This window comes from Streptomyces sp. NPDC098781, assembly GCF_044759995.1.
Taxonomy (GTDB): domain Bacteria; phylum Actinomycetota; class Actinomycetes; order Streptomycetales; family Streptomycetaceae; genus Streptomyces.
This window is the reverse complement of the sequence record NZ_JBIWAK010000004.1, coordinates 158254-178041: the sequence shown is the minus strand read 5'-3', so window position 1 is coordinate 178041 and position 19788 is coordinate 158254. Positions and strand designations below refer to the sequence as shown.

Here is a 19788-nt window from a genome sequence, read left to right as displayed (position 1 = left end):
ACGCGAGGCGATGGTCGCTCGTTCAATCACTTCCTGCGACCGGTCGTGTGACGGCTTCCGTACGACGGTCGGGGCGCCCGCGGTAATGGGCGAGGCGCCCCCGCCCCGCCGCGCTAGCCTGGAGCGTCAGACTCCAGCCGGCTCAAGTGAGGGGCGCAGCATCCCGTGCGCATCGCCAGATTCTCCATCGACGGGAACGTCGCCTTCGGCGCGGTCGAGGGCGACAGGCCGGACGAGCTCGTCCTCGACATCATCAAGGGCATCCCGTTCGCGGACTTCGAGCTCTCCGGCACCAAGGTCCCGTTGAGCAAGGTCAGGCTGCTGCCGCCGGTGCTCCCCAACAAGGTCGTGGCCTTCGGCCGCAACTACGCCGAGCACGCCCGCGAACTCGGCAACGAGGTGCCGGACGCCCCCTTCGCCTTCTTCAAGCCGTCCACCGCGGTGATCGGCCCCGGCGACGAGATCCAGTACCCGTCCTTCACCGAGGACCTCCACCACGAGGCCGAGCTGGCCGTCGTCATCGGCCGCATGTGCCGCGAGGTCCCGCGTGAGCGCGTCAAGGACGTGATCTTCGGCTTCACCTGCGCCAACGACATCACCGCCCGGGACGTCCAGAAGCGCGAGAAGCAGTGGGCACGGGCCAAGGGCTTCGACAGCTCCTGCCCGCTGGGCCCCTGGGTGGAGACGGACCTGGACCTGGAGAAGGCGTCCGACCTGACCATCCAGCTCACCGTCAACGGCGAGCAGCGCCAGCTCGGCCGCACCAGCGAGATGATCCACTCCATCGAGGACCTGATCGTCAACATCTCCGAGGCCATGACGCTGCTCCCCGGCGACGTGATCCTCACGGGCACCCCGGCAGGGGTCGGCCCGCTCAACGTCGGCGACGAGGTCGCCGTCACCATCGAAGGCATCGGCACTCTCACCAACAAGGTTGTCAAGCGTGGCTAGCGCACCCGTCCGCGTACGTTTCTGCCCCTCGCCCACCGGTAACCCCCACGTGGGCCTGGTCCGCACCGCCCTGTTCAACTGGGCGTTCGCCAAGCACCACCAGGGCACCCTCGTCTTCCGCATCGAGGACACCGACGCGGCCCGCGACTCCGAGGAGTCCTACACCCAGCTGCTCGACGCGATGCGCTGGCTGGGCTTCGACTGGGACGAGGGCCCCGAGGTCGGCGGCCCGCACGCGCCCTACCGCCAGTCGCAGCGCATGGACCTCTACAAGGACGTCGCGGCCAAGCTGCTGGAGGCCGGCCACGCCTACCGCTGCTACTGCTCCCAGGAGGAGCTGGACAGCCGTCGCGAGGCGGCCCGTGCGGCCGGCCGGCCGTCGGGCTACGACGGCCACTGCCGCGACCTCACGGCCGAGCAGGTCGAGGAGTACAAGGCGCAGGGCCGCGAGCCGATCGTCCGCTTCCGCATGCCCGACGAGACGATCACCTTCACGGACCTGGTCCGCGGCGAGCTGACCTTCACCCCGGAGAACGTCCCGGACTACGGGATCGTACGAGCCAACGGGGCGCCCCTCTACACGCTCGTGAACCCGGTCGACGACGCCCTGATGGAGATCACCCACGTCCTGCGCGGCGAGGACCTGCTCTCCTCGACGCCCCGGCAGATCGCCCTGTACAAGGCGCTGACCGAGCTCGGCATCGCCAAGCAGATCCCGGCCTTCGGGCATCTGCCGTACGTGATGGGCGAGGGCAACAAGAAGCTCTCCAAGCGCGATCCCGAGTCCTCGCTGAACCTCTACCGCGAGCGTGGCTTCCTGCCGGAGGGGCTGCTCAACTACCTCTCCCTGCTGGGCTGGTCGCTCTCCGCGGACCAGGACATCTTCACGATGGACGAGATGGTCGCGGCCTTCGACGTCTCGGACGTGCAGCCCAACCCGGCCCGCTTCGACCTCAAGAAGTGCGAGTCGATCAACGGCGACCACATCCGGATGCTCGACGCGAAGGACTTCACCGAGCGCTGCCGCCCGTGGCTCCAGGCCCCGTTCGCCCCCTGGGCCCCGGAGGCCTTCGACGAGGTCAAGTGGCAGGCCATCGCGCCGCACGCGCAGACCCGGCTGAGGGTCCTGTCGGAGATCACGGACAACGTCGACTTCCTCTTCCTCACGGAGCCGGTGTCGGACGAGGCCTCCTGGACGAAGGCGATGAAGGAGGGCAGTGACGCCCTGCTGACGACCGCCCGCGAGAAGCTGGAGGCGGCCGACTGGTCCTCGCCGGACTCCCTCAAGGACGCCGTCCTGGCCGCCGGCGAGGCGCACGGCCTCAAGCTCGGCAAGGCCCAGGCCCCGGTCCGCGTCGCCGTCACCGGCCGCACCGTCGGGCTGCCCCTGTTCGAGTCCCTGGAGGTGCTGGGCAAGGAGAAGACCCTGGCCCGGATCGACGCGGCGCTGGCGAAGCTGGCCGCATAGCGCGTTCACAGGGGGGCGGCGTCCGGTTCGGACGCCGCCCTTCGCATGTCCGCTCAGCCGTCACCCGGAGTTAACCCCTCCGGCCAACCGCCGCTTCCTGTGCGGACGTTGGATCCTCCCTGTGCGCATGACGCGCGTGTGCACCCAGTAGTACGGGAGGGGAACGTGATGCGTTCACGAAGACTTGCCTCGGTCGCGATCGGCGGGGCGTTGGCACTGACCTGTGCCCTGCCGATCACGCCGGCACAGGCCGCGGACGCCCCGGTGGGCACGGTACGGCTCACCTCGGAGAAGCGGCAGGAGATCCGGTACCTCTGGGCGGGCGCCTCCGGGTTCCGGTACAGCCCGGTCAGCGGCGGGAACAGCACCTGGGTCGACTACCCGGGCTTCGTGCCGCCCGCGAACCCCGGGCCGGGGGACCTGGCCACCGGCACCGACGTCATCACCACGGTCAGCGGCACCACCGCGACCCAGAAGCACCGCTCCACGGGCGCGAGCGTCACCCTCGCGATCCCGTCCGGCCAGGCCTACCAGGGCGCCGTCGGCTGGAGCGTGTGGACCCGGGACACGGCCGGCGCCGTGCACGTGCTGCGCGCGGCCGCCGACGGCACCACGACGGACCTGCCGGTCACCGGCCTCCCGGAGGGCGCTGAGCCCACCGGTTACGTCATCGGCGGCTCGGTCCGCAGGATCGCGGTCGTCTACCGGCTGGACGGCGCGTACTCCGTCGGCCTCCTCGATCTCGCGGACGGTGCCTTCCGCTCGTACGTCACCGGTGTGCAGCAGAACCCGGAGGTCGTCTTCAACGACCGCTGGCTCGTTGCCGACTGGAGGTCGATCCGGGTCGACGCGGAGCCCGGCACCCAGCCGACGGCCATTCCCAGTTGGGCCGTCCGGCTCGAAGCCGTGGTCGGCGACCAACTCCTGCTCGGGAACCCCGACTTCGTGCTGGGCGGCACCGAGGCCGCGCTGACCGCCCGGTCCCTGGTGACCGGCGCCGATACCACCGTCCTGAGCTCGTCCTTCGGCGGGATCGGCCCGACCCTGGACGGCGGCGCACTCGCCACCGCCGGACCGAGCAGCCTCGACTGGAACGTCCACCGCATCACGCCCACCGAGGGCGGCGGTACCGCCACCGAGAAGGTCGCCCAGGTCCCCGCCACGGCGACCGGCGTCCACGGACTCGCCCTCGCCGGCGGCGAGTTGTTCCTGTACGGCAGCACGACCGTCGGAAGCTCCGTGCGGTACAACAGCTTCCAGCTGGACGCGACGGGCAGGCCCACCGGTCAGCAGACCCCGCGCAGCCCAGCACTGAGCACAAGCACCTGCCTCACCGGCGACGCCGCCTGCCCCCAGCTGGAGGCGACGGGCGACGGCCGGGTCTCCTACCTCTGGACCGGCGCCACCGGCCAGGAGTCCGTCCTGAACGTCGGCCTCGACACCACGACCATCCGCAACGAGCCCACGGAGGGTGACGCGGGCGGCCGTATCCCCGGCGGCACCGGCCGTTACGTCCTCTACAACGGCGGCTCCGGCACCCAGCGGGTCGTCGACTTCCCGAACGGCACGCCGGACGGCGAGACGGTCCTCACCCGCGCCCGCACCGCCGCCGCCGTCTGGGGCCAGGTGATGTGGACCCCGGGCACCGCCCAGGGATCCGTCGTCGGCACCCACCTCAAGACCGGGCAGACGGTCGCCACCATCGCCACCGGCGCCCCCTGCACCCCCACCGACGTCCAGGCCGTCAACACCTGGCTGTACTGGGCCTGCGGCGGCACCGCCGGTGTCTACGACCGGGCGACGGGCCGGAAGATCACGGTCCCGGCCGACCACGGCCCGGCCCGCCTCGCCGACGGCTTCCTGCTCCGCGAGAACCGCACCACCCACGAACTGCTGCTCACCGACTTCCACACCGGCACGGCCGCCACCCGCGCCCTGGTCAAGCTGCCCACCACGGACTGGAACACCGGAGGCAGCAACGGCCGCTGGGCCGTCGACCGCTTCGGCGGCCATGTCGCCTACCTCAACGGCACGCTCGGCGAGGTGTCGATCGTCGGCAGCGGGGTCCCCGCCTCGCCGCTCGCGCAGATGGAGGCCCAGACGGACGCCGTGCCGTTCGGCCCGACCAAGAGCAGCCCCTGGCAGCCCGTCTGGCAGCTCAACAAGCCGGCCGACTGGACGCTCACCCTGAGTAACAGCGGCGGCACGACGGTCCGCACCCTGACCGGCGGCACCAAGGGCGCCGCCGCCCGGCCCTCCTGGGACGGCTACGGGGAGGACGGCCGTCGCATCAGCGGCACCTACAGCTGGAAACTGACCGCCCAGCCCCGCGACGACGAGGGACCGGCCCTCACCGTGACCGGGACGACGACGGTCAACTGACGGACAGCCGCCCGGCGTCCGGGTTACCGTCGGATCATGAGTATCAGGGCCGTGGTCTGGGACGTGGACGACACCATCTTCGACTACACCACCGCGGACCGCACCGGAATGCGCGCGCATCTGACGACCGAGGGCCTGCTCGACGCCTACGAGGGCGTCGAGCAGGCCCTGGCCCGTTGGCGGCAGGTCACGGATGCCCAGTGGGCCCGCTTCTCCGCGGGGGAGGGCACCTTCCAGGGACAGCGGCGTGATCGCGTACGGGCCTTCCTGGGCGCGGAGCTGACCGACGCCGAGGCCGACGCGTGGTTCGAGCGCTACGTCGGACACTACGAGGCCGCCTGGGCGCTCTTCCCGGACGTCCTGCCCGTCCTGGACGTCCTCGCCGCGAGCCACCGGCACGCGGTGCTGTCGAACTCCAGCCTCACCGTCCAGGACCGCAAGCTGCGGGTGCTGGGCGTCCACGACCGTTTCGAGGCGATCCTGTGCGCCGCGGAGCTCGGCGTCTCCAAGCCGGAGGCCGGCGCCTTCCACGCCGCCTGCGCCGCCCTCGACCTCGCCCCGGAGCAGGTGGCGTATGTCGGGGATCACCCCGACATCGACGGACGCGGTGCAGCGGCCGCCGGGCTGCTGTCGGTGTGGATCGACCGGGACGGGGCGTACACCAGCGACGACGGTCCCGGCGGACCGCACCGGATCGCCTCCCTCGCCGAACTCCCCGCGCTCCTCGGCGCGGATACCCGTTTTGGAGCCCCGTCCACCTTCAGGTAATGTTCTTCCTGCGCCGCCGGGGAGCGGGCCGAAAGGCCGGAACCGACGGAGCAAACTAGAACAAGATCCCCGCAGGGGCTTGCGTTCCAGTGGCCTATGGTGTAATTGGCAGCACGACTGATTCTGGTTCAGTTAGTCTTGGTTCGAGTCCAGGTAGGCCAGCTCGCAGACGCTTTGGTTTAACACAGCATCTGCAAAGCCCCCGTTGTGTAGCGGCCTAGCACGCTGCCCTCTCAAGGCAGTAGCGCCGGTTCGAATCCGGTCGGGGGTACTGGTTCCGATCTTTTCGGAACTGCTAGGGCCCCCGTTGTGTAGCGGCCTAGCACGCCGCCCTCTCAAGGCGGTAGCGCCGGTTCGAATCCGGTCGGGGGTACTGACTGGTCTAAACCACTTTGGTCTATGGTGTAATTGGCAGCACGACTGATTCTGGTTCAGTTAGTCTTGGTTCGAGTCCAGGTAGACCAGCTCGGGCCTGCGGAAACGCAGCGTCCACGCCCCCGTTGTGTAGCGGCCTAGCACGCCGCCCTCTCAAGGCGGTAGCGCCGGTTCGAATCCGGTCGGGGGTACAGAGAGTGAAGGCCCTCCACTTCGGTGGGGGGCCTTCGTCGTTCCCGTTCATCGTGGCCCTCGCCTCAACCGCGCCCAGGGCGGCTTTAGTTGGGGAGGGCCTTCACCGGTGGGTGAGGCTGCTGGGGTCTGTGCGACTGGCGGGGCCGCAGTGGTCGGCGCGGACCTCTCCGTCGGTCCGGGACCGGCCGCGGCGTTGAGGCCGGTCCGGGGCCGACGGGAATACGGCGATGCCGGCCCGCTCAGCCCGTGCGGCGCAGGGCCTCGGAGAGGCGGGCCGCCGCGTCGATGACCGCCTGGGCGTGCATCCGGCCGGGGTGCCGGGTCAGCCGCTCGATGGGGCCGGAGACCGAGACGGCGGCCACCACCCGGTTCGACGGGCCGCGGACGGGCGCGGAGACGGACGCGACGCCCGGCTCGCGCTCGCCGATCGACTGGGCCCAGCCGCGGCGTCGTACGCCGGAGAGCGCGGTCGCGGTGAAGCGGGCGCCCTGGAGGCCCCGGTGCAGGCGCTCCGGCTCCTCCCAGGCCATGAGGATCTGCGCGGACGAGCCGGCCTTCATCGTGAGGGTCGAGCCGACCGGGACCGTGTCCCGAAGGCCGGACAGGCGTTCCGCCGCGGCGACGCAGATGCGCATGTCGCCCTGGCGGCGGTAGAGCTGTGCGCTCTCGCCGGTGACGTCACGGAGGTGGGTGAGGACCGGGCCCGCCGTGGCGAGGAGACGGTCCTCACCGGCCGCCGCGGCCAGTTCCGCGAGCCGGGGGCCGAGAATGAAACGGCCCTGCATGTCACGCGCCACCATGCGGTGGTGTTCCAGAGCCACGGCCAGCCGATGGGCCGTGGGTCGTGCCAATCCGGTGGCCGAGACGAGCCCTGCGAGGGTGGCCGGACCGGACTCCAGGGCGCTCAGGACAAGGGCTGCCTTGTCCAGAACGCCGACGCCGCTACTGTTGTCCATGAAACGATACTCGCGTCTCACTCTGTGAAACGCAAGTTCAATTTTCCGTGGAACACGCCACTCTGGAAGAACGAAGGCAGAGCGGCCCGTAAACCGAAACGGGCCTGGCGGCGGACGCCCGGAAACAGGGGCGCGGGCGCAGGTCGCCTTCTCAAGATCTCTAGTTGGGCCGGCGGACCGTATACCGGCCGAAGGGAAAGCGATGGGTAGGACACTCGCGGAGAAGGTCTGGGACGACCACGTCGTCCGGCGCGCCGAGGGCGAGCCCGACCTCCTCTTCATCGATCTGCACCTGCTGCACGAGGTGACCAGCCCGCAGGCCTTCGACGGCCTCCGCAAGAGCGGCCGCCAGGTGCGCAGGCTCGACCTGACCATCGCCACCGAGGACCACAACACCCCGACCCTCGACATCGACAAGCCCATCGCCGACCCGGTCTCCCGGGTCCAGCTGGAGACGCTGCGCAAGAACGCCGCCGACTTCGGGGTGCGCCTGCACCCGCTGGGCGACGTCGAGCAGGGCGTCGTGCACGTCGTCGGCCCGCAGCTGGGCCTGACCCAGCCCGGCATGACCGTGGTCTGCGGTGACTCCCACACCTCCACGCACGGCGCCTTCGGCGGTCTGGCGTTCGGCATCGGCACCTCCCAGGTCGAGCATGTGCTGGCCACCCAGACGCTGCCCATGACCCGCCCGAAGACCATGGCCATCACGGTCGACGGCGAGCTGCCCGAGGGCGTCACCGCCAAGGACCTGATCCTGGCGATCATCGCCCGGATCGGCACCGGCGGCGGCCAGGGCTACGTCCTGGAGTACCGCGGCTCCGCCATCGAGAAGCTCTCGATGGAGGCCCGGATGACCATCTGCAACATGTCGATCGAGGCCGGTGCCCGCGCGGGCATGATCGCCCCCGACCAGACCACCTTCGACTACCTCGAAGGCCGCCCGCACGCCCCCAAGGGCGAGGACTGGGACGCCGCCGTCGCGTACTGGAAGACGCTGAAGACGGACGAGGACGCCGAGTTCGACGCCGAGGTCGTCATCGAGGCCGCCGAGCTGTCGCCGTTCGTCACCTGGGGCACCAACCCCGGCCAGGGCGCACCGCTTTCGGCGTCCGTCCCCGATCCTGCTTCGTACGAAGACGCTTCGGAGCGCTTCGCCGCCGAAAAGGCCCTGGAGTACATGGGGTTGGAGGCCGGTCAGCCGCTGCGCGCCATCAAGGTGGACACCGTCTTCGTAGGCTCCTGCACCAACGGGCGGATCGAGGACCTGCGCGCCGCCGCCGAACTCGTGAAGGGCCGCAAAGTCGCCGACGGCGTACGGATGCTGGTCGTCCCCGGTTCCGCGCGGGTCGGTCTCCAGGCCGTCTCCGAGGGTCTGGACGTCGTCTTCAAGGAGGCCGGCGCCGAGTGGCGGCACGCCGGCTGCTCGATGTGTCTGGGCATGAACCCGGACCAGCTGGCCCCCGGTGAGCGCTCCGCGTCCACCTCCAACCGCAACTTCGAGGGCCGGCAGGGCAAGGGCGGTCGTACCCACCTGGTGTCCCCGCAGGTCGCGGCGGCCACCGCGGTCCTGGGCCACCTGGCCTCCCCGGCCGATCTGTCCGACGTCGAGACCCGTACGCCCGCTGGAGTCTGATCAGTCATGGAAGCATTCACCAAGCACACCGGCCGGGCCGTCCCGCTGCGCCGCTCCAACGTCGACACCGACCAGATCATCCCTGCTCACTGGCTCAAGAAGGTGACCAGGGACGGGTTCGAGGACGGGCTGTTCGAGGCCTGGCGCAAGGACGAGCAGTTCATCCTCAACCAGCCCGAGCGGCAGGGCGCCACGGTCCTGGTCGCCGGTCCCGACTTCGGCACCGGCTCCTCCCGTGAGCACGCCGTCTGGGCGCTTCAGAACTACGGCTTCAAGGCCGTCATCTCCTCGCGCTTCGCCGACATCTTCCGCGGCAACTCGCTCAAGAACGGCCTGCTCACGGTGGTTCTGGAGCAGAAGATCGTGGACGCGCTGTGGGAGCTCACCGAGCGGGACCCGCAGGCCGAGGTCACGGTCGACCTGGAGAACCGCGAGGTGCGTGCCGAGGGCATCACGGCCGCCTTCGAGCTGGACGAGAACTCCCGCTGGCGGCTGCTGAACGGCCTCGACGACATCTCGATCACCCTCCGGAACGAGGACGACATCGCCGCCTACGAGGCGAAGCGGCCGTCGTTCAAGCCGCGCACGCTCCAGGGCTGAGCCGAAAACCGCTCCAGCCGCCGGCCGGGTCCGCGCGCAAGGCGACTTTCGGACACCGCAACGCCCCTTCAGTACCCCCGATCAGCCCGATCGGGGGTACTGGCATGTCTGCACCCGAACGGCCCTGCGTCGCCGGCGGGCCCGCCCCAACTTCCCACGTTACGGGGGGTGTTGCCGGGGTACGCGAGTGGTGTGTCCGTGGCTTCCGCAAGTGCCCGGAAGGCCATTCGAGGCCGGAGTTGCACCCCTGGCAGGCGACAACTCGCCCCAGATGGCACAATCTGTGCATGGAACACGACGGCCAACTCGAGCTCTATGCGGCGGTCGCGGGCCAACTGAAGGAAGCGCACACAAGAGTGCGCGCACTGCAAGTCCCGGAGGGCGTACGGATGGCGCTGACCCGGAAGCTGCTGGTCATTACGGCCGCGGCCAAGCACGACGTCGCCGAAGCGACAAGGCGTCTGGAGCGGTTCATGGCGGATCTCGACGCGGGGCGATTCCCCGAAGAGGAACGCTGAACACCTTCGAGACGGTCGAGTCTGTTGCGGCACAAGGGTGATTAGCCCGTTTCGTGTTTGATTTGCGGTATATATCTGCCTAACGTGCGAAAAAGCTTGAACACTTTCGTTCTGGCGATGTCTCCGAAGGGGAAGACGTGAACAAGGCGCAGCTCGTAGAAGCGATTGCCGACAAGATGGGCGGCCGCCAGCAGGCCGCCGATGCTGTCGACCACGTACTGGACGCGATCGTCCGCGCGGTCGTCTCGGGTGAGCGGGTTTCCGTCACCGGCTTCGGTTCGTTCGAGAAGGTCGACCGCCCGGCTCGGTACGCCCGCAACCCCCAGACCGGCGAGCGGGTTCGGGTCAAGAAGACCTCAGTTCCGCGCTTCCGCGCCGGTCAGGGCTTCAAGGACCTGGTGAGCGGTTCGAAGAAGCTCCCGCGGGGCGGCGAGGTCGCCGTCAAGAAGGCGCCCAAGGGCAGCCTGACCGGTGGTGCCTCGGCGACGGTCAAGAAGGCCGCCGCGAAGAAGACCACCAAGGCCGCGGCGAAGAAGACCACCGCGAAGAAGACGACGGCCAAGAAGACCACGGCCGCCGCCAAGAAGACCACCGCGAAGAAGGCTCCGGCGAAGAAGACCACGACGGCGGCCAAGAAGGCCACCGCGGCGAAGAAGACCACCGCCAAGAAGGCGACGGCCAAGAAGGCCCCGGCGAAGAAGGCGACCGCCAAGAAGGCGCCCGCCAAGAAGTCGACGGCTCGCAAGTCCACCGCGAAGAGGGCTACGCGCAGCAGGTAGGACCGCACAGGGGCACTCACGCGCCGGGCCGGACTCCATGGGGAGCCCGGCCCGCGGCGTGTTCGGGGGTGCGGTTCAGAGGGTCTGGAGGGTCACCAGCGTGATGCGCAGGGTCCCGCCCTCGCCCTCGGTCTCGATACGGACCCGTTGGCCGGGGCGCAGCAGCCGCAGGCCTCCGGCGTCGAAGGCGGGGGCGTCGAAGTCGACGGGGGTGCCGTCGTCCAGGAGGACGCTGCCGGTGCGGGTTTCGGCGTCGTAGGTGTATGCGGTGGCCTGCATGACTGTCACCCTACGACGGGTTGCTGGTCGGGTGCGGCGCGGTGGGGGCCGGTCGCGCGGATTCCCGTGCCCCTTCGGGACGCCGCAGACGGGCCACCGCCGCCGCCGTTCTTCGGCCCACGCCCAGGGCGAGCGCGGCCCGCAGATCCTCGCCGGTGTCCACGTCCTGGCGTACCGAGTCCACTGCGTCGAGGTGAAGTTCCACCGCGCCCGAGGCGCGGTGGCGAGCCCGGGAATCCTCGCCGAACGCGGGCAGCAATTCATTTCCGGGGGCTGCGGTCAGCAGAGTCGTGCCGATTGTCGCCGCGTCCGCGAGAAAAGCCCGTGGGAATTCCGCCGCCGCATCCAGGACCTTGGCCAATTCCAGTGGCCGCAGGGCCGGGAGGTCCGCGTTCAGGGCCGCCACCGGGCCGTCGGGGCGGGACGCGCGTACGACCGTCGCCGCGTGTGCCAGCGCGGCGTTCAGGCCGCCGGCGGGCTCGTCGGGGACGACGTGCGCGCCAAGTGCGCCCAGCTCACGCCCGGCCAGCGCGTCGTCCGTGACGACTGCCACATCCTTCACGGCGGGGCAGGCCAGGGCCGCCGCCACGGTGTCCTGGGCGAACGCGAGCGCCAGGCCGGGGCGCAGCCCGTCGGCCGCGGTGTCGGAAAGCCTGCTCTTCGCCCGTGCCAAGGGCTTCAGGGGTACGACCAAGGTCCACTGCACCAGTGTTCCGTCCCTCTCTAGTCGCGGTCATTGTCACTCAGCCGTCACCGGGGCCATCTGGCGGTCGGGTCGGCGAGGCGTACGGTGTTCTCGACAGACCGGCGGCCTGGGGCGACACTTGTGCGGCCTCCAGGCCCGACGTCCTTGATCTCTAGAGGAAGGTGCACGCGTGCCCCGCCGCAGAATCGGCTTCTGGTACCGCTTCGCCGCGGTGATCTGCAAACCGCCGCTGGTGGTTCTGATCAAGCGGGACTGGCGTGGAATGGAGCACATTCCGGCCGAGGGCGGATTTATCACCGCGGTGAACCACAATTCGCACATCGATCCCTTCGCTTACGCGCACTTTCAGTACAACACCGGCCGCGTTCCGCGATTCCTCGCCAAGAGCGGGCTTTTCAAGAAGGGATTCGTCGGCGCCGCGATGCGGGGCACCGGGCAGATCCCGGTCTACCGGGAGACCACCGACGCGCTGAGCGCCTTCCGCGCCGCGATCGAGGCCGTGGAACGCGGCGAGTGCGTCGCGTTCTACCCCGAGGGCACCATCACCCGGGACCCGGATCAGTGGCCCATGACCGGCAAGACCGGTGCCGCCCGCGTAGCCCTCCAGACGAAGTGCCCGGTGATCCCCGTCGCGCAGTGGGGCGCCAACGAACTGCTGCCGCCGTACGCCAAGAAGCTCAACCTCCTTCCGCGCAAGACCCACCAGGTCCTGGCGGGCCCGCCCGTGGACCTGGCGCGCTTCTACGACAAGGAGATGTCCCCGGAGCTGCTGAAGGAGGCGACGGAGGTCATCATGGCCGCCATCACCCTCCAGCTGGAGCAGATCCGCGGCGAGAAGGCGCCCACGACGCCGTACGACCCCCGCCAGGAGCGCATCGAGCAGCGTCGCAGGACCGCCGCGCAGAACAACGGGCAGACACAGCCGAAGGCCGGGCACGAAACGGCCGAGCAGGAAAAGGCCGAGCAGGAAGAGGGGCAGGGCACGTGAGCAAGCCCGTCAAGGCGGCAGTCCTGAGTGCCGGTTCGTGGGGCACGGCGTTCGGCATCGTCCTCGCCGACGCCGGCTGCGAGGTCACCCTGTGGGCCCGCCGCCCCGAGGTCGCCGAGGCCATCAACTCGACCCGGACGAACCCCGACTACTTCCCCGGCGTGGAGCTCCCGCAGGGCATGCGGGCGACCACCGACCCCGCCGAGGCCATGGCCGGCGCCGACTTCACCGTGCTGTCCGTCCCCTCCCAGACCCTGCGCGCCAACCTCGCCGAGTGGACGCCGATGCTGGCGCCGGGCACGGTCCTGGTGTCGCTGATGAAGGGCGTCGAACTCGGCACCACCATGCGGATGAGCGAGGTCATCGAGGACGTCGCCAAGGTCGGCCACGACCGCATCGCCGTGGTCACCGGCCCCAACCTGGCCCGTGAGATCGCCTCCCGCATGCCGGCCGCCGCGGTCGTCGCCTGCACCGACGAGGCCGTCGCCCAGCGTCTCCAGGCCGCCTGCCACACGCCGTACTTCCGCCCGTACACCAATACGGACGTGGTGGGTTGCGAACTGGGCGGAGCCGTGAAGAACGTCATCGGCCTCGCCGTAGGCATCGCGGACGGCATGGGCCTCGGCGACAACGCCAAGGGCTCGCTGATCACCCGCGGCCTCGCCGAGACGACCCGGCTCGGGATCGCGCTGGGCGCCGACCCGCTGACGTTCTCCGGGCTGGCCGGCCTCGGCGACCTGGTGGCGACCTGCTCCTCGCCGCTGTCCCGGAACCACACCTTCGGCACCAACCTCGGCAGGGGCATGACCCTCCAGGAGACCATCGCCGTCACCAAGCAGACCGCCGAGGGCGTCAAGTCCTGCGAGTCGGTGGCGGATCTGGCCCGCCGGCACGGCGTGGAGATGCCGATCACCGAGACGGTCGTCGACATCGTCCACGAGGGCAAGCCGCCCGTGGTCGCGCTGAAGGAGCTGATGTCGCGCAGCGCCAAGCCGGAACGACGGTGAGCGACGCCGAGGGAACGCCACCCTCCGGACGCTGACTCGGACCCTACGGGCGGGTACGCTCATCGCGATATGAGCACCGAGAACCTCCCCCAGAGCCCAGACCAGCCGCAGCGCAAGCCGCGTGTGGCCGTCGTGTTCGGCGGCCGCAGCTCCGAGCACGGGATCTCCATGGTCACCGCCGGCGCCGTACTGCGCGCGATCGACCGGACGAAGTACGACGTCCTGCCGATCGGCATCACGCAGAGCGGCCGCTGGGTGCTCACCGCCGACGACCCGGAACGCATGGCGATCACCGACCGCCGTACGCCCAGCGTCGAGCAGCTGGCCGAGTCGAGCGAGGGCGGCGTGGTGCTCCCCGTCGACCCGGCGAACCGCGAAGTCGTCTACGCCGAGCCCGGATCGGTGCCCAAGGCGCTGGGCGAGATCGACGTCGTCTTCCCGGTGCTCCACGGCCCGTACGGCGAGGACGGCACCCTCCAGGGTCTGCTGGAGCTCTCCGGGGTGCCGTACGTGGGTTCCGGTGTGCTCGCCTCGGCCGTCGGCCAGGACAAGGAGTACATGAAGCGGGTGTTCACCTCCTTCGGGCTCAAGGTGGGCCCGTACGTGGTGATCCGGCCGCGCGAGTGGGAGCAGGACGAGCCCGCGGCCCGCAAGAAGATCATCGATCTCGCCGGCGACCACGGCTGGCCGCTCTTCGTGAAGCCCGCACGCGCGGGCTCGTCGATCGGCATCACCAAGGTCGAGGACCTGTCGGGCCTGGACGACGCGATCGCCGAGGCCCAGCGGCACGACCCGAAGATCCTCGTCGAGGCGGCCCTGCGCGGCCGGGAGATCGAGTGCGGGGTGCTGGAGTTCGAGGACGGCCCGCGCGCCTCCGTACCGGCCGAGATCCCGCCGCCGGACGCCCACGCGTACTACGACTTCGAGGCCAAGTACATCGACTCCACGCCCGGTCTCGTGCCGGCGCCCCTGACGCCCGAGGAGACGGCCGAGGTGCAGCGCCTGGCCGTCGACGCCTTCGAGGCGGCCTCCTGCGAGGGGCTGGTGCGGGCGGACTTCTTCCTCACCGAGGACGGGGAGTTCGTGATCAACGAGATCAACACGATGCCCGGTTTCACGCCGATCTCGATGTACCCGCAGATGTGGCAGGCGAGCGGGATCAGCTATCCGGACCTGGTGGACCGTTTGATCCGGGCCGCCTTGAGGCGTTCCACCGGGCTTCGGTAGGAACCGTACGGTTCAGTCGGCGATCCCCGCGGGGATCGCCTTCTTGACGGCCGACGCCAGATCGATCAGCACGCTCGAGCTGTCCCGCCCCTTCGGCACGCTGACCTCGACATACGCGCGGCGCAGCGCGGTGGTGAAGCGGTAACCCCCGTCGCCCTGTTCCTCCATCAGCCACCGGACGCCGTTCACCCCGCCGGCCACCGCGTCCTCGTCCCTGCCCTCGGCCACCTTGGGATCGCTCATCTTGGTCGGCCGTACGACACCGCACCGCAGTATGATCGCCGGGTCTCCCCAGCCCGCGGTCAGCGAGGACGCGGGCGAGGGGTCCCGACGGTCGGCACCGTCAACCTTGGCCGGCAGTGCCTCGTCCAGGTTCCGGCACAGCGCGGCGGTGGTCGCGCCGGGGCTGGGAACCGCCGCCGACGCGCTGCCGTCTGCTGATGAGCAGCCCGTCGCGGCGATCAGCAGGACGAGCACGGGCAGCCCGATGACAGAAATGTGCCGGTGACGGAAAGAGTTCACCGGCCAAGGGTAGACGGGGGCTACAGATGTACGACCGGGCAGGTCAGGGTGCGAGTGATGCCGTCCACCCCCTGGACCTTCGCGACCACCAGGCGACCCAGCTCGTCGACGGTGTCGGCCTGTGCGCGCACGATGACGTCGTAGGGTCCGGTGACGTCCTCGGCCTGGATGACTCCAGGGATCTTGCTGATCGTCTCGGCGACGGTCGACGCTTTGCCGACGTCCGTCTGGATCAGGATGTACGCCTGTACCACGGAACCTCCAGGGCGGCCACGAGGATCATGTGGGGAAAAGGAACGCCACGGTATCGCGTCGCCGCTCGTCACGGGGAGACCCTCGGTGGCCAGGGTCCCCGCGCCGTGGGGCCGGGACGCCGCAAGTTGACGTACACCTCGACGGTATCGGGGACAGTAGGGACGCGCGACCGGGTGCGGACAGGGACAGAAGGGGCGTAAGGGCAATGAAGGGCACTGTTGGTGAGCTCGGTGAGTTCGGGCTCATCAGGGAGCTCACCTCCCGTCTCACCACCACCCCGGCGGTCCGGGTCGGCCCCGGCGACGACGCCGCGGTGGTGGCCGCGCCCGACCGCAGGGTGGTCGCCAGCACCGACATCCTGCTGGAGGGACGGCACTTCCGCCGCGACTGGTCCACGGCCTACGACGTCGGCCGCAAGGCCGCCGCGCAGAACCTCGCGGACATCGCCGCCATGGGCGCGGTGCCGACCGCGCTGCTGCTCGGCCTCGTGGTGCCGGCCGAACTCCCGGTGACCTGGCCGAGCGAGCTGATGGACGGCCTGCGCGACGAGTGCCAGGTGGCCGGTGCCTCGGTGGTCGGCGGGGACGTCGTACGCGGTGACACGATCATGGTGTCGATCACCGCGCTCGGCGATCTGCGCAACCAGGAGCCCGTCACGCGGGCGGGCGCGCAGCCCGGCGATCTCGTCGCCGTGACCGGCTGGCTGGGCTGGTCGGCGGCCGGATACGCCGTGCTGGCCCGGGGTTTCCGCTCGCCGCGCGCCTTCGTGGAGGCACACCGGCGCCCCGAGCCGCCGTATCACGCGGGTCCGGCCGCCGCCGGGCTGGGCGCGACCGCGATGTGCGACGTGAGTGACGGTCTGATCGCCGACCTCGGGCACATCGCGGAGGCCAGCAAGGTCCGGATCGACATCCGCTCGGGCGCGATCGACATCCCGACCCAGATGAACGACATCGGACAGGCCGTCGGCGTCGACCCCATGCAGTGGGTGCTGACCGGGGGAGAGGACCACGCGATCGTGGCGACCTTCCCGCCGGACGTGAAGCTTCCGGCCCGCTGGAAGGTCATCGGCGAGGTCCTCAACCCCTCGGCGCTGCCGCAGGTCACGGTGGACGGGGCGCCCTGGACGAGGAAGGGCGGCTGGGACCACTTCGGAGGGGACATCGAGTCATGATCCCCAATGTCCTCACGGTGGCGGGCTCCGACTCCGGCGGCGGCGCGGGCATCCAGGCCGACCTGAAGACGATGCTCGCGCTCGGCGTGCACGGCATGAGCGTGATCACCGCGGTCACCGCGCAGAACTCCCTCGGCGTGCAGGGTGCTTGGGAACTGCCGGTGGAGGCGGTGCGGGCGCAGTACCGCAGCGTCGTGGACGACATCGGCGTCCAGGCGATCAAGACCGGCATGCTCGCCTCGGCCGAACTCGTCGAGGCGGTGGCCGAGTTGATCGGCGGCACGGACGCGCCCGCCGTGATCGATCCGGTCGGCGTCTCCAAGCACGGCGACTCGCTGCTGGCGTCCTCCGCGCTCGCGTCGGTGCGTACGAAGCTGCTGCCGGTGGCGACCGTGGCGACGCCGAACCTCGACGAGGTGGCGCAGCTGACCGGCGTGCGGGTCACGTCCGAGGAGCAGCTGCCCGAGGCCGCCGCGGCGGTGCTGGCCCACGGGCCGCGCTGGGTGCTGATCAAGGGCGGCCATCTGACCGGGGACGCCGTGGACCTGCTCACCGACGGCTCCACGGAGCACTGGCTGCGGGCTCCCCGGTACGACAACCGGCACACCCACGGCACGGGCTGCACGCTCGCCTCGGCGATCGCCTCAGGACTCGCGAAGGGCCTGTCCGTGCCGGCTGCGGTCACGGCGGCCAAGGAGTACGTCACCGGGGCGATCAAGGCCGGGTTCGCGCTCGGTGGGGGGATCGGGCCGGTGGATCACGGCTGGCGGTTCCGCGCGGGCTCGTAGCCGCTCGGGCCGCCGACCGGGCACAGCAAGAAGCCGGTCCACCCTAGGGTGGACCGGCTCAATGCAGCGAACCAGCAGTGGCCGCGCGCGAAGCTGTGGGCGTCAGCGCGAGACCTTGCCGGCCTTGATGCACGAGGTGCAGGCGTTCACGCGCTTCGGCGTCCCGCCGACCACGGTACGGACGCGCTGGATGTTGGGGTTCCAGCGACGGGACGTACGGCGGTGCGAGTGCGAGATGTTGTTGCCGAAGCCCGGCCCCTTGCCGCAGACGTCGCAGTTGGCAGCCACGGGTCACTCCAAAGACTTCAGATGCTCTTACGGATAATCCCGGCATGCCGGGATCGAGATCTACGATGAGAGATCTGAGTGGCGCTGCCAGGGGACGGCCCGATTTTCATCGGGCAACCGGAGCAGCATACAACGACTGCGCCAGTCCAACGAAACTACCATGGCTGCTCACGAGCCCGCTCCCGGCCCACTTCCGGTGCGCACCGGCCCTGGGTCTACGCTGCGTGCCACGGTCGGCAGCTCAAGGAGGCGCAGGTGGCGCAGGTGCCGCAGACGTTCTTCGATGCTCTCGCGGTGCGCACCTGGTGCGGTCTCGCGCTGGAGTCACTTGGACGGGCGCGCGAGGAGATCGACGCGATCAATGTCTACCCCGTGGCCGACGGGGACACCGGGACCAATCTGTACCTGACCGTGGAGTCGGCGGTCGCGGCCGTGGAGGCCGTGTTCACCGCCTACGAGGTGGGCAAGCCCACCCTGGCGGACGCCGCGCACGCGATGGCCCACGGCGCCCTGATCGGGGCCCGGGGCAACTCCGGGACGATCCTCGCCCAGCTGCTGCGCGGCATGGCCCAGGTGCTCGCCGCCGACAGTGAGACGGTTCACACCGACGGCTCAGGTCTGCGCCTCGCGCTGCGCCGGGCCGCCGACTCCGCGCGCCTGGCCGTGGCCCACCCCGTCGAGGGCACGGTCCTCACGGTCGCCTCGGCCGCCGCCGACGCGGCCGACGGGGCCGAGGGGGACTGCGGCGCGGTCGCGCGGGCCGCCTACGAGGGGGCACGCGCCGCCCTGGCCGCGACGCCGGGACAGCTGGCGGTCCTGGAGCGCGCCGGTGTGGTCGACGCCGGTGGGCGGGGGCTGGTCGCGGTGCTGGGCGCGCTGGTGGAGACGTTCACGGGCGAGACGGTCGCGGGGGTCTCCGCGGTGCACGCGCGCGTGCCCGGCGAAATCGCCGCGGTCGTCGACGAGTGTGCCGACGTCGTGGAGGCGGGCGGCCCCGCCTTCGAGGTGATCTACCTCCTGGAGGCCGAGGACGCGGCAGTGGCACGCCTGCGGGAACGGCTCGACGGTCTCGGGGACTCGCTCGTGGTCGTCGGCGGTGACGGACTGTGGCACGTGCATGTGCATGTCGACGACGCCGGAGCCGCCGTGGAGGCCGGCGTCGAGGCCGGGCGGCCGTACCGGATCCGGATCACCCACTTCGGGGCCGGTGACGCGCACACCACCGGCGAGCGGTCGCGCCGGGAACGGGTCCAGCGGGCCGTCGTCGCCGTCGTACCCGGTGAAGGCCTGGTCGGGCTGTACGGCGAGGCCGGCGCGACGACCGTCCTGGCGCGTCCCGGGGAGCCGCCCGCGAGCGGGGAGCTGGTGGAGGCCGTACGGCGGGCCCACGCGCGCGAGGTCGTGCTGCTGCCGAACGACGCCGAGCTGCGCCACACCGCCGCAGCGGCGGCCGAGCAGGCCCGTGCCGAGGGCATCCGGGTCGCGCTGATCCCCACCCGCTCCGCCGTCCAGGGCATCGCGGCACTCGCCGTGCACGAGCCGGAGCGCCGCTTCGACGAGGACGTCGTGTCGATGACCTCGGCGGCCGGCGCGACCCGCTACGCCGAGGTCGCCGTCGCCGAACGCCAGTCCTGGACCATGGCCGGCATCTGCCAGGCCGGTGACGTCCTCGGCCTCATCGACGGCGACGTGGCCGTGATCGGCACCGATGTCACCGCCACCGCCGAGACCGTCCTGGACCGCATGCTCTCGGCGGGCGGCGAACTGGTCACCCTCGTCCTCGGCGACGAGGCGCCCGAGTCCATCGCCGAGCACCTCGAAGCGCGCGTGCGCGAGTCGTATCTCGCCGTCGACACGGTGGTGTACCGCGGCGGACGGCAAGGGGCGCCGCTGCTCATCGGCGTGGAGTGAGTCCTACGGCGTCGATTG

General features: G+C 70.5%; 20 protein-coding genes and 5 tRNA genes. 19 read left to right on the top strand and 6 right to left on the bottom strand.

Going from position 1 to position 19788, the window contains the following annotated elements; translation table 11 throughout:
- Positions 1 to 165: 165 nt before the first annotated feature.
- The 9 genes from ACIQWG_RS17740 to ACIQWG_RS17700 all read left to right on the top strand — a co-directional run bounded on the left by ACIQWG_RS17740 (position 166) and on the right by ACIQWG_RS17700 (position 6135).
- Positions 166 to 951 (top strand): fumarylacetoacetate hydrolase family protein, encoded by a 786-nt coding sequence (locus ACIQWG_RS17740; RefSeq protein ID WP_404096251.1) that lies wholly within the window; start codon positions 166 to 168, stop codon positions 949 to 951.
- Positions 935 to 2419 carry a glutamate--tRNA ligase gene (gene gltX, locus ACIQWG_RS17735; RefSeq protein WP_404096248.1) on the top strand — a complete coding sequence of 495 codons (1485 nt, stop codon included), beginning with the start codon at positions 935 to 937 and terminating at the stop codon, positions 2417 to 2419. The genes ACIQWG_RS17740 and gltX overlap by 17 nt, the downstream gene beginning before the upstream one ends.
- A 168-nt stretch (positions 2420 to 2587) precedes the next feature.
- Positions 2588 to 4801 (top strand): hypothetical protein, encoded by a 2214-nt coding sequence (locus ACIQWG_RS17730; RefSeq protein ID WP_404096247.1) that lies wholly within the window; start codon positions 2588 to 2590, stop codon positions 4799 to 4801.
- 36 nt (positions 4802 to 4837) lie between these two features.
- Positions 4838 to 5569, top strand: a complete 732-nt coding sequence (locus ACIQWG_RS17725; RefSeq protein ID WP_404096244.1) for an HAD family hydrolase — start codon at positions 4838 to 4840, stop codon at positions 5567 to 5569.
- 90 nt (positions 5570 to 5659) lie between these two features.
- A tRNA-Gln gene (locus tag ACIQWG_RS17720) sits at positions 5660 to 5731 on the top strand.
- Positions 5732 to 5767: 36 nt separating this feature from the next.
- A tRNA-Glu gene (locus ACIQWG_RS17715) sits at positions 5768 to 5840 on the top strand.
- 29 nt (positions 5841 to 5869) lie between these two features.
- A tRNA-Glu gene (locus tag ACIQWG_RS17710) sits at positions 5870 to 5942 on the top strand.
- Positions 5943 to 5962: 20 nt separating this feature from the next.
- Positions 5963 to 6034: transfer RNA gene (locus ACIQWG_RS17705), tRNA-Gln, on the top strand.
- A 28-nt stretch (positions 6035 to 6062) separates the two neighbouring features.
- Positions 6063 to 6135 (top strand) — tRNA-Glu (locus tag ACIQWG_RS17700).
- 243 nt (positions 6136 to 6378) lie between these two features.
- On the opposite strand, the gene ndgR is transcribed toward ACIQWG_RS17700, so the two are convergent.
- Entirely contained in the window at positions 6379 to 7095 is a 717-nt protein-coding gene (gene ndgR, locus ACIQWG_RS17695; protein WP_031485194.1) for an IclR family transcriptional regulator NdgR, read from the bottom strand.
- Between the two features lie 202 nt (positions 7096 to 7297).
- Here ndgR and leuC point away from each other — a divergent pair, with 202 nt between their 5' ends.
- From leuC to ACIQWG_RS17675, 4 genes are all read left to right on the top strand, one after another.
- Entirely contained in the window at positions 7298 to 8728 is a 1431-nt protein-coding gene (gene leuC / locus ACIQWG_RS17690) for a 3-isopropylmalate dehydratase large subunit (RefSeq protein ID WP_404096241.1), read from the top strand.
- A gap of 6 nt (positions 8729 to 8734) precedes the next feature.
- A complete protein-coding gene (gene leuD, locus ACIQWG_RS17685) occupies positions 8735 to 9328 on the top strand; it encodes a 3-isopropylmalate dehydratase small subunit (RefSeq protein WP_404096238.1) in 594 nt (197 codons plus the stop codon).
- 287 nt (positions 9329 to 9615) lie between these two features.
- Positions 9616 to 9846 carry a hypothetical protein gene (locus ACIQWG_RS17680; protein WP_393510159.1) on the top strand — a complete coding sequence of 77 codons (231 nt, stop codon included), beginning with the start codon at positions 9616 to 9618 and terminating at the stop codon, positions 9844 to 9846.
- A 137-nt stretch (positions 9847 to 9983) separates the two neighbouring features.
- Positions 9984 to 10625, top strand: a complete 642-nt coding sequence (locus tag ACIQWG_RS17675; RefSeq protein ID WP_404096235.1) for an HU family DNA-binding protein — start codon at positions 9984 to 9986, stop codon at positions 10623 to 10625.
- Between the two features lie 75 nt (positions 10626 to 10700).
- Here the strand turns inward: ACIQWG_RS17675 and ACIQWG_RS17670 are convergent, their stop codons facing one another.
- Positions 10701 to 10904 (bottom strand): hypothetical protein, encoded by a 204-nt coding sequence (locus tag ACIQWG_RS17670; protein ID WP_404096233.1) that lies wholly within the window; start codon positions 10902 to 10904, stop codon positions 10701 to 10703.
- A gap of 10 nt (positions 10905 to 10914) precedes the next feature.
- Positions 10915 to 11610 carry a 2-phospho-L-lactate guanylyltransferase gene (gene cofC / locus ACIQWG_RS17665; RefSeq protein WP_404096230.1) on the bottom strand — a complete coding sequence of 232 codons (696 nt, stop codon included), beginning with the start codon at positions 11608 to 11610 and terminating at the stop codon, positions 10915 to 10917.
- A gap of 169 nt (positions 11611 to 11779) precedes the next feature.
- Here cofC and ACIQWG_RS17660 point away from each other — a divergent pair, with 169 nt between their 5' ends.
- From ACIQWG_RS17660 to ACIQWG_RS17650, 3 genes are all read left to right on the top strand, one after another.
- Complete coding sequence (locus tag ACIQWG_RS17660) at positions 11780 to 12598, top strand: lysophospholipid acyltransferase family protein (protein WP_404096227.1); 819 nt, start codon at positions 11780 to 11782, stop codon at positions 12596 to 12598.
- Positions 12595 to 13605, top strand: coding sequence for an NAD(P)H-dependent glycerol-3-phosphate dehydrogenase (locus ACIQWG_RS17655; RefSeq protein ID WP_404096224.1), 1011 nt, complete (start codon positions 12595 to 12597; stop codon positions 13603 to 13605). Before ACIQWG_RS17660 ends, ACIQWG_RS17655 begins: the two co-directional genes overlap by 4 nt.
- Before the next feature lie 69 nt (positions 13606 to 13674).
- Entirely contained in the window at positions 13675 to 14832 is a 1158-nt protein-coding gene (locus ACIQWG_RS17650; RefSeq protein ID WP_404096221.1) for a D-alanine--D-alanine ligase family protein, read from the top strand.
- A 12-nt stretch (positions 14833 to 14844) separates the two neighbouring features.
- On the opposite strand, the gene ACIQWG_RS17645 is transcribed toward ACIQWG_RS17650, so the two are convergent.
- Together ACIQWG_RS17645 and ACIQWG_RS17640 are read right to left on the bottom strand one after the other, a co-directional pair.
- Positions 14845 to 15354: a DUF3515 domain-containing protein gene (locus ACIQWG_RS17645; protein WP_404096219.1), complete on the bottom strand. Its 510-nt coding sequence runs from the start codon at positions 15352 to 15354 to the stop codon at positions 14845 to 14847.
- Positions 15355 to 15374: 20 nt separating this feature from the next.
- Positions 15375 to 15608: an Lrp/AsnC family transcriptional regulator gene (locus tag ACIQWG_RS17640; RefSeq protein WP_404096216.1), complete on the bottom strand. Its 234-nt coding sequence runs from the start codon at positions 15606 to 15608 to the stop codon at positions 15375 to 15377.
- A gap of 206 nt (positions 15609 to 15814) precedes the next feature.
- On the opposite strand from ACIQWG_RS17640, the gene ACIQWG_RS17635 reads away from it, so the two are divergent.
- Both ACIQWG_RS17635 and thiD read left to right on the top strand, forming a co-directional pair.
- Complete coding sequence (locus ACIQWG_RS17635; protein ID WP_393510132.1) at positions 15815 to 16783, top strand: thiamine-phosphate kinase; 969 nt, start codon at positions 15815 to 15817, stop codon at positions 16781 to 16783.
- A complete protein-coding gene (gene thiD / locus ACIQWG_RS17630; protein ID WP_404096213.1) occupies positions 16780 to 17571 on the top strand; it encodes a bifunctional hydroxymethylpyrimidine kinase/phosphomethylpyrimidine kinase in 792 nt (263 codons plus the stop codon). Before ACIQWG_RS17635 ends, thiD begins: the two co-directional genes overlap by 4 nt.
- A gap of 102 nt (positions 17572 to 17673) precedes the next feature.
- Here the strand turns inward: thiD and rpmB are convergent, their stop codons facing one another.
- Positions 17674 to 17859, bottom strand: a complete 186-nt coding sequence (gene rpmB / locus ACIQWG_RS17625) for a 50S ribosomal protein L28 (RefSeq protein ID WP_003993230.1) — start codon at positions 17857 to 17859, stop codon at positions 17674 to 17676.
- Positions 17860 to 18114: 255 nt separating this feature from the next.
- Between rpmB and ACIQWG_RS17620 the strand changes: the two genes are divergently transcribed.
- A complete protein-coding gene (locus tag ACIQWG_RS17620) occupies positions 18115 to 19770 on the top strand; it encodes a DAK2 domain-containing protein (RefSeq protein ID WP_404096210.1) in 1656 nt (551 codons plus the stop codon).
- The last annotated feature ends 18 nt before the right edge of the window (positions 19771 to 19788 follow it).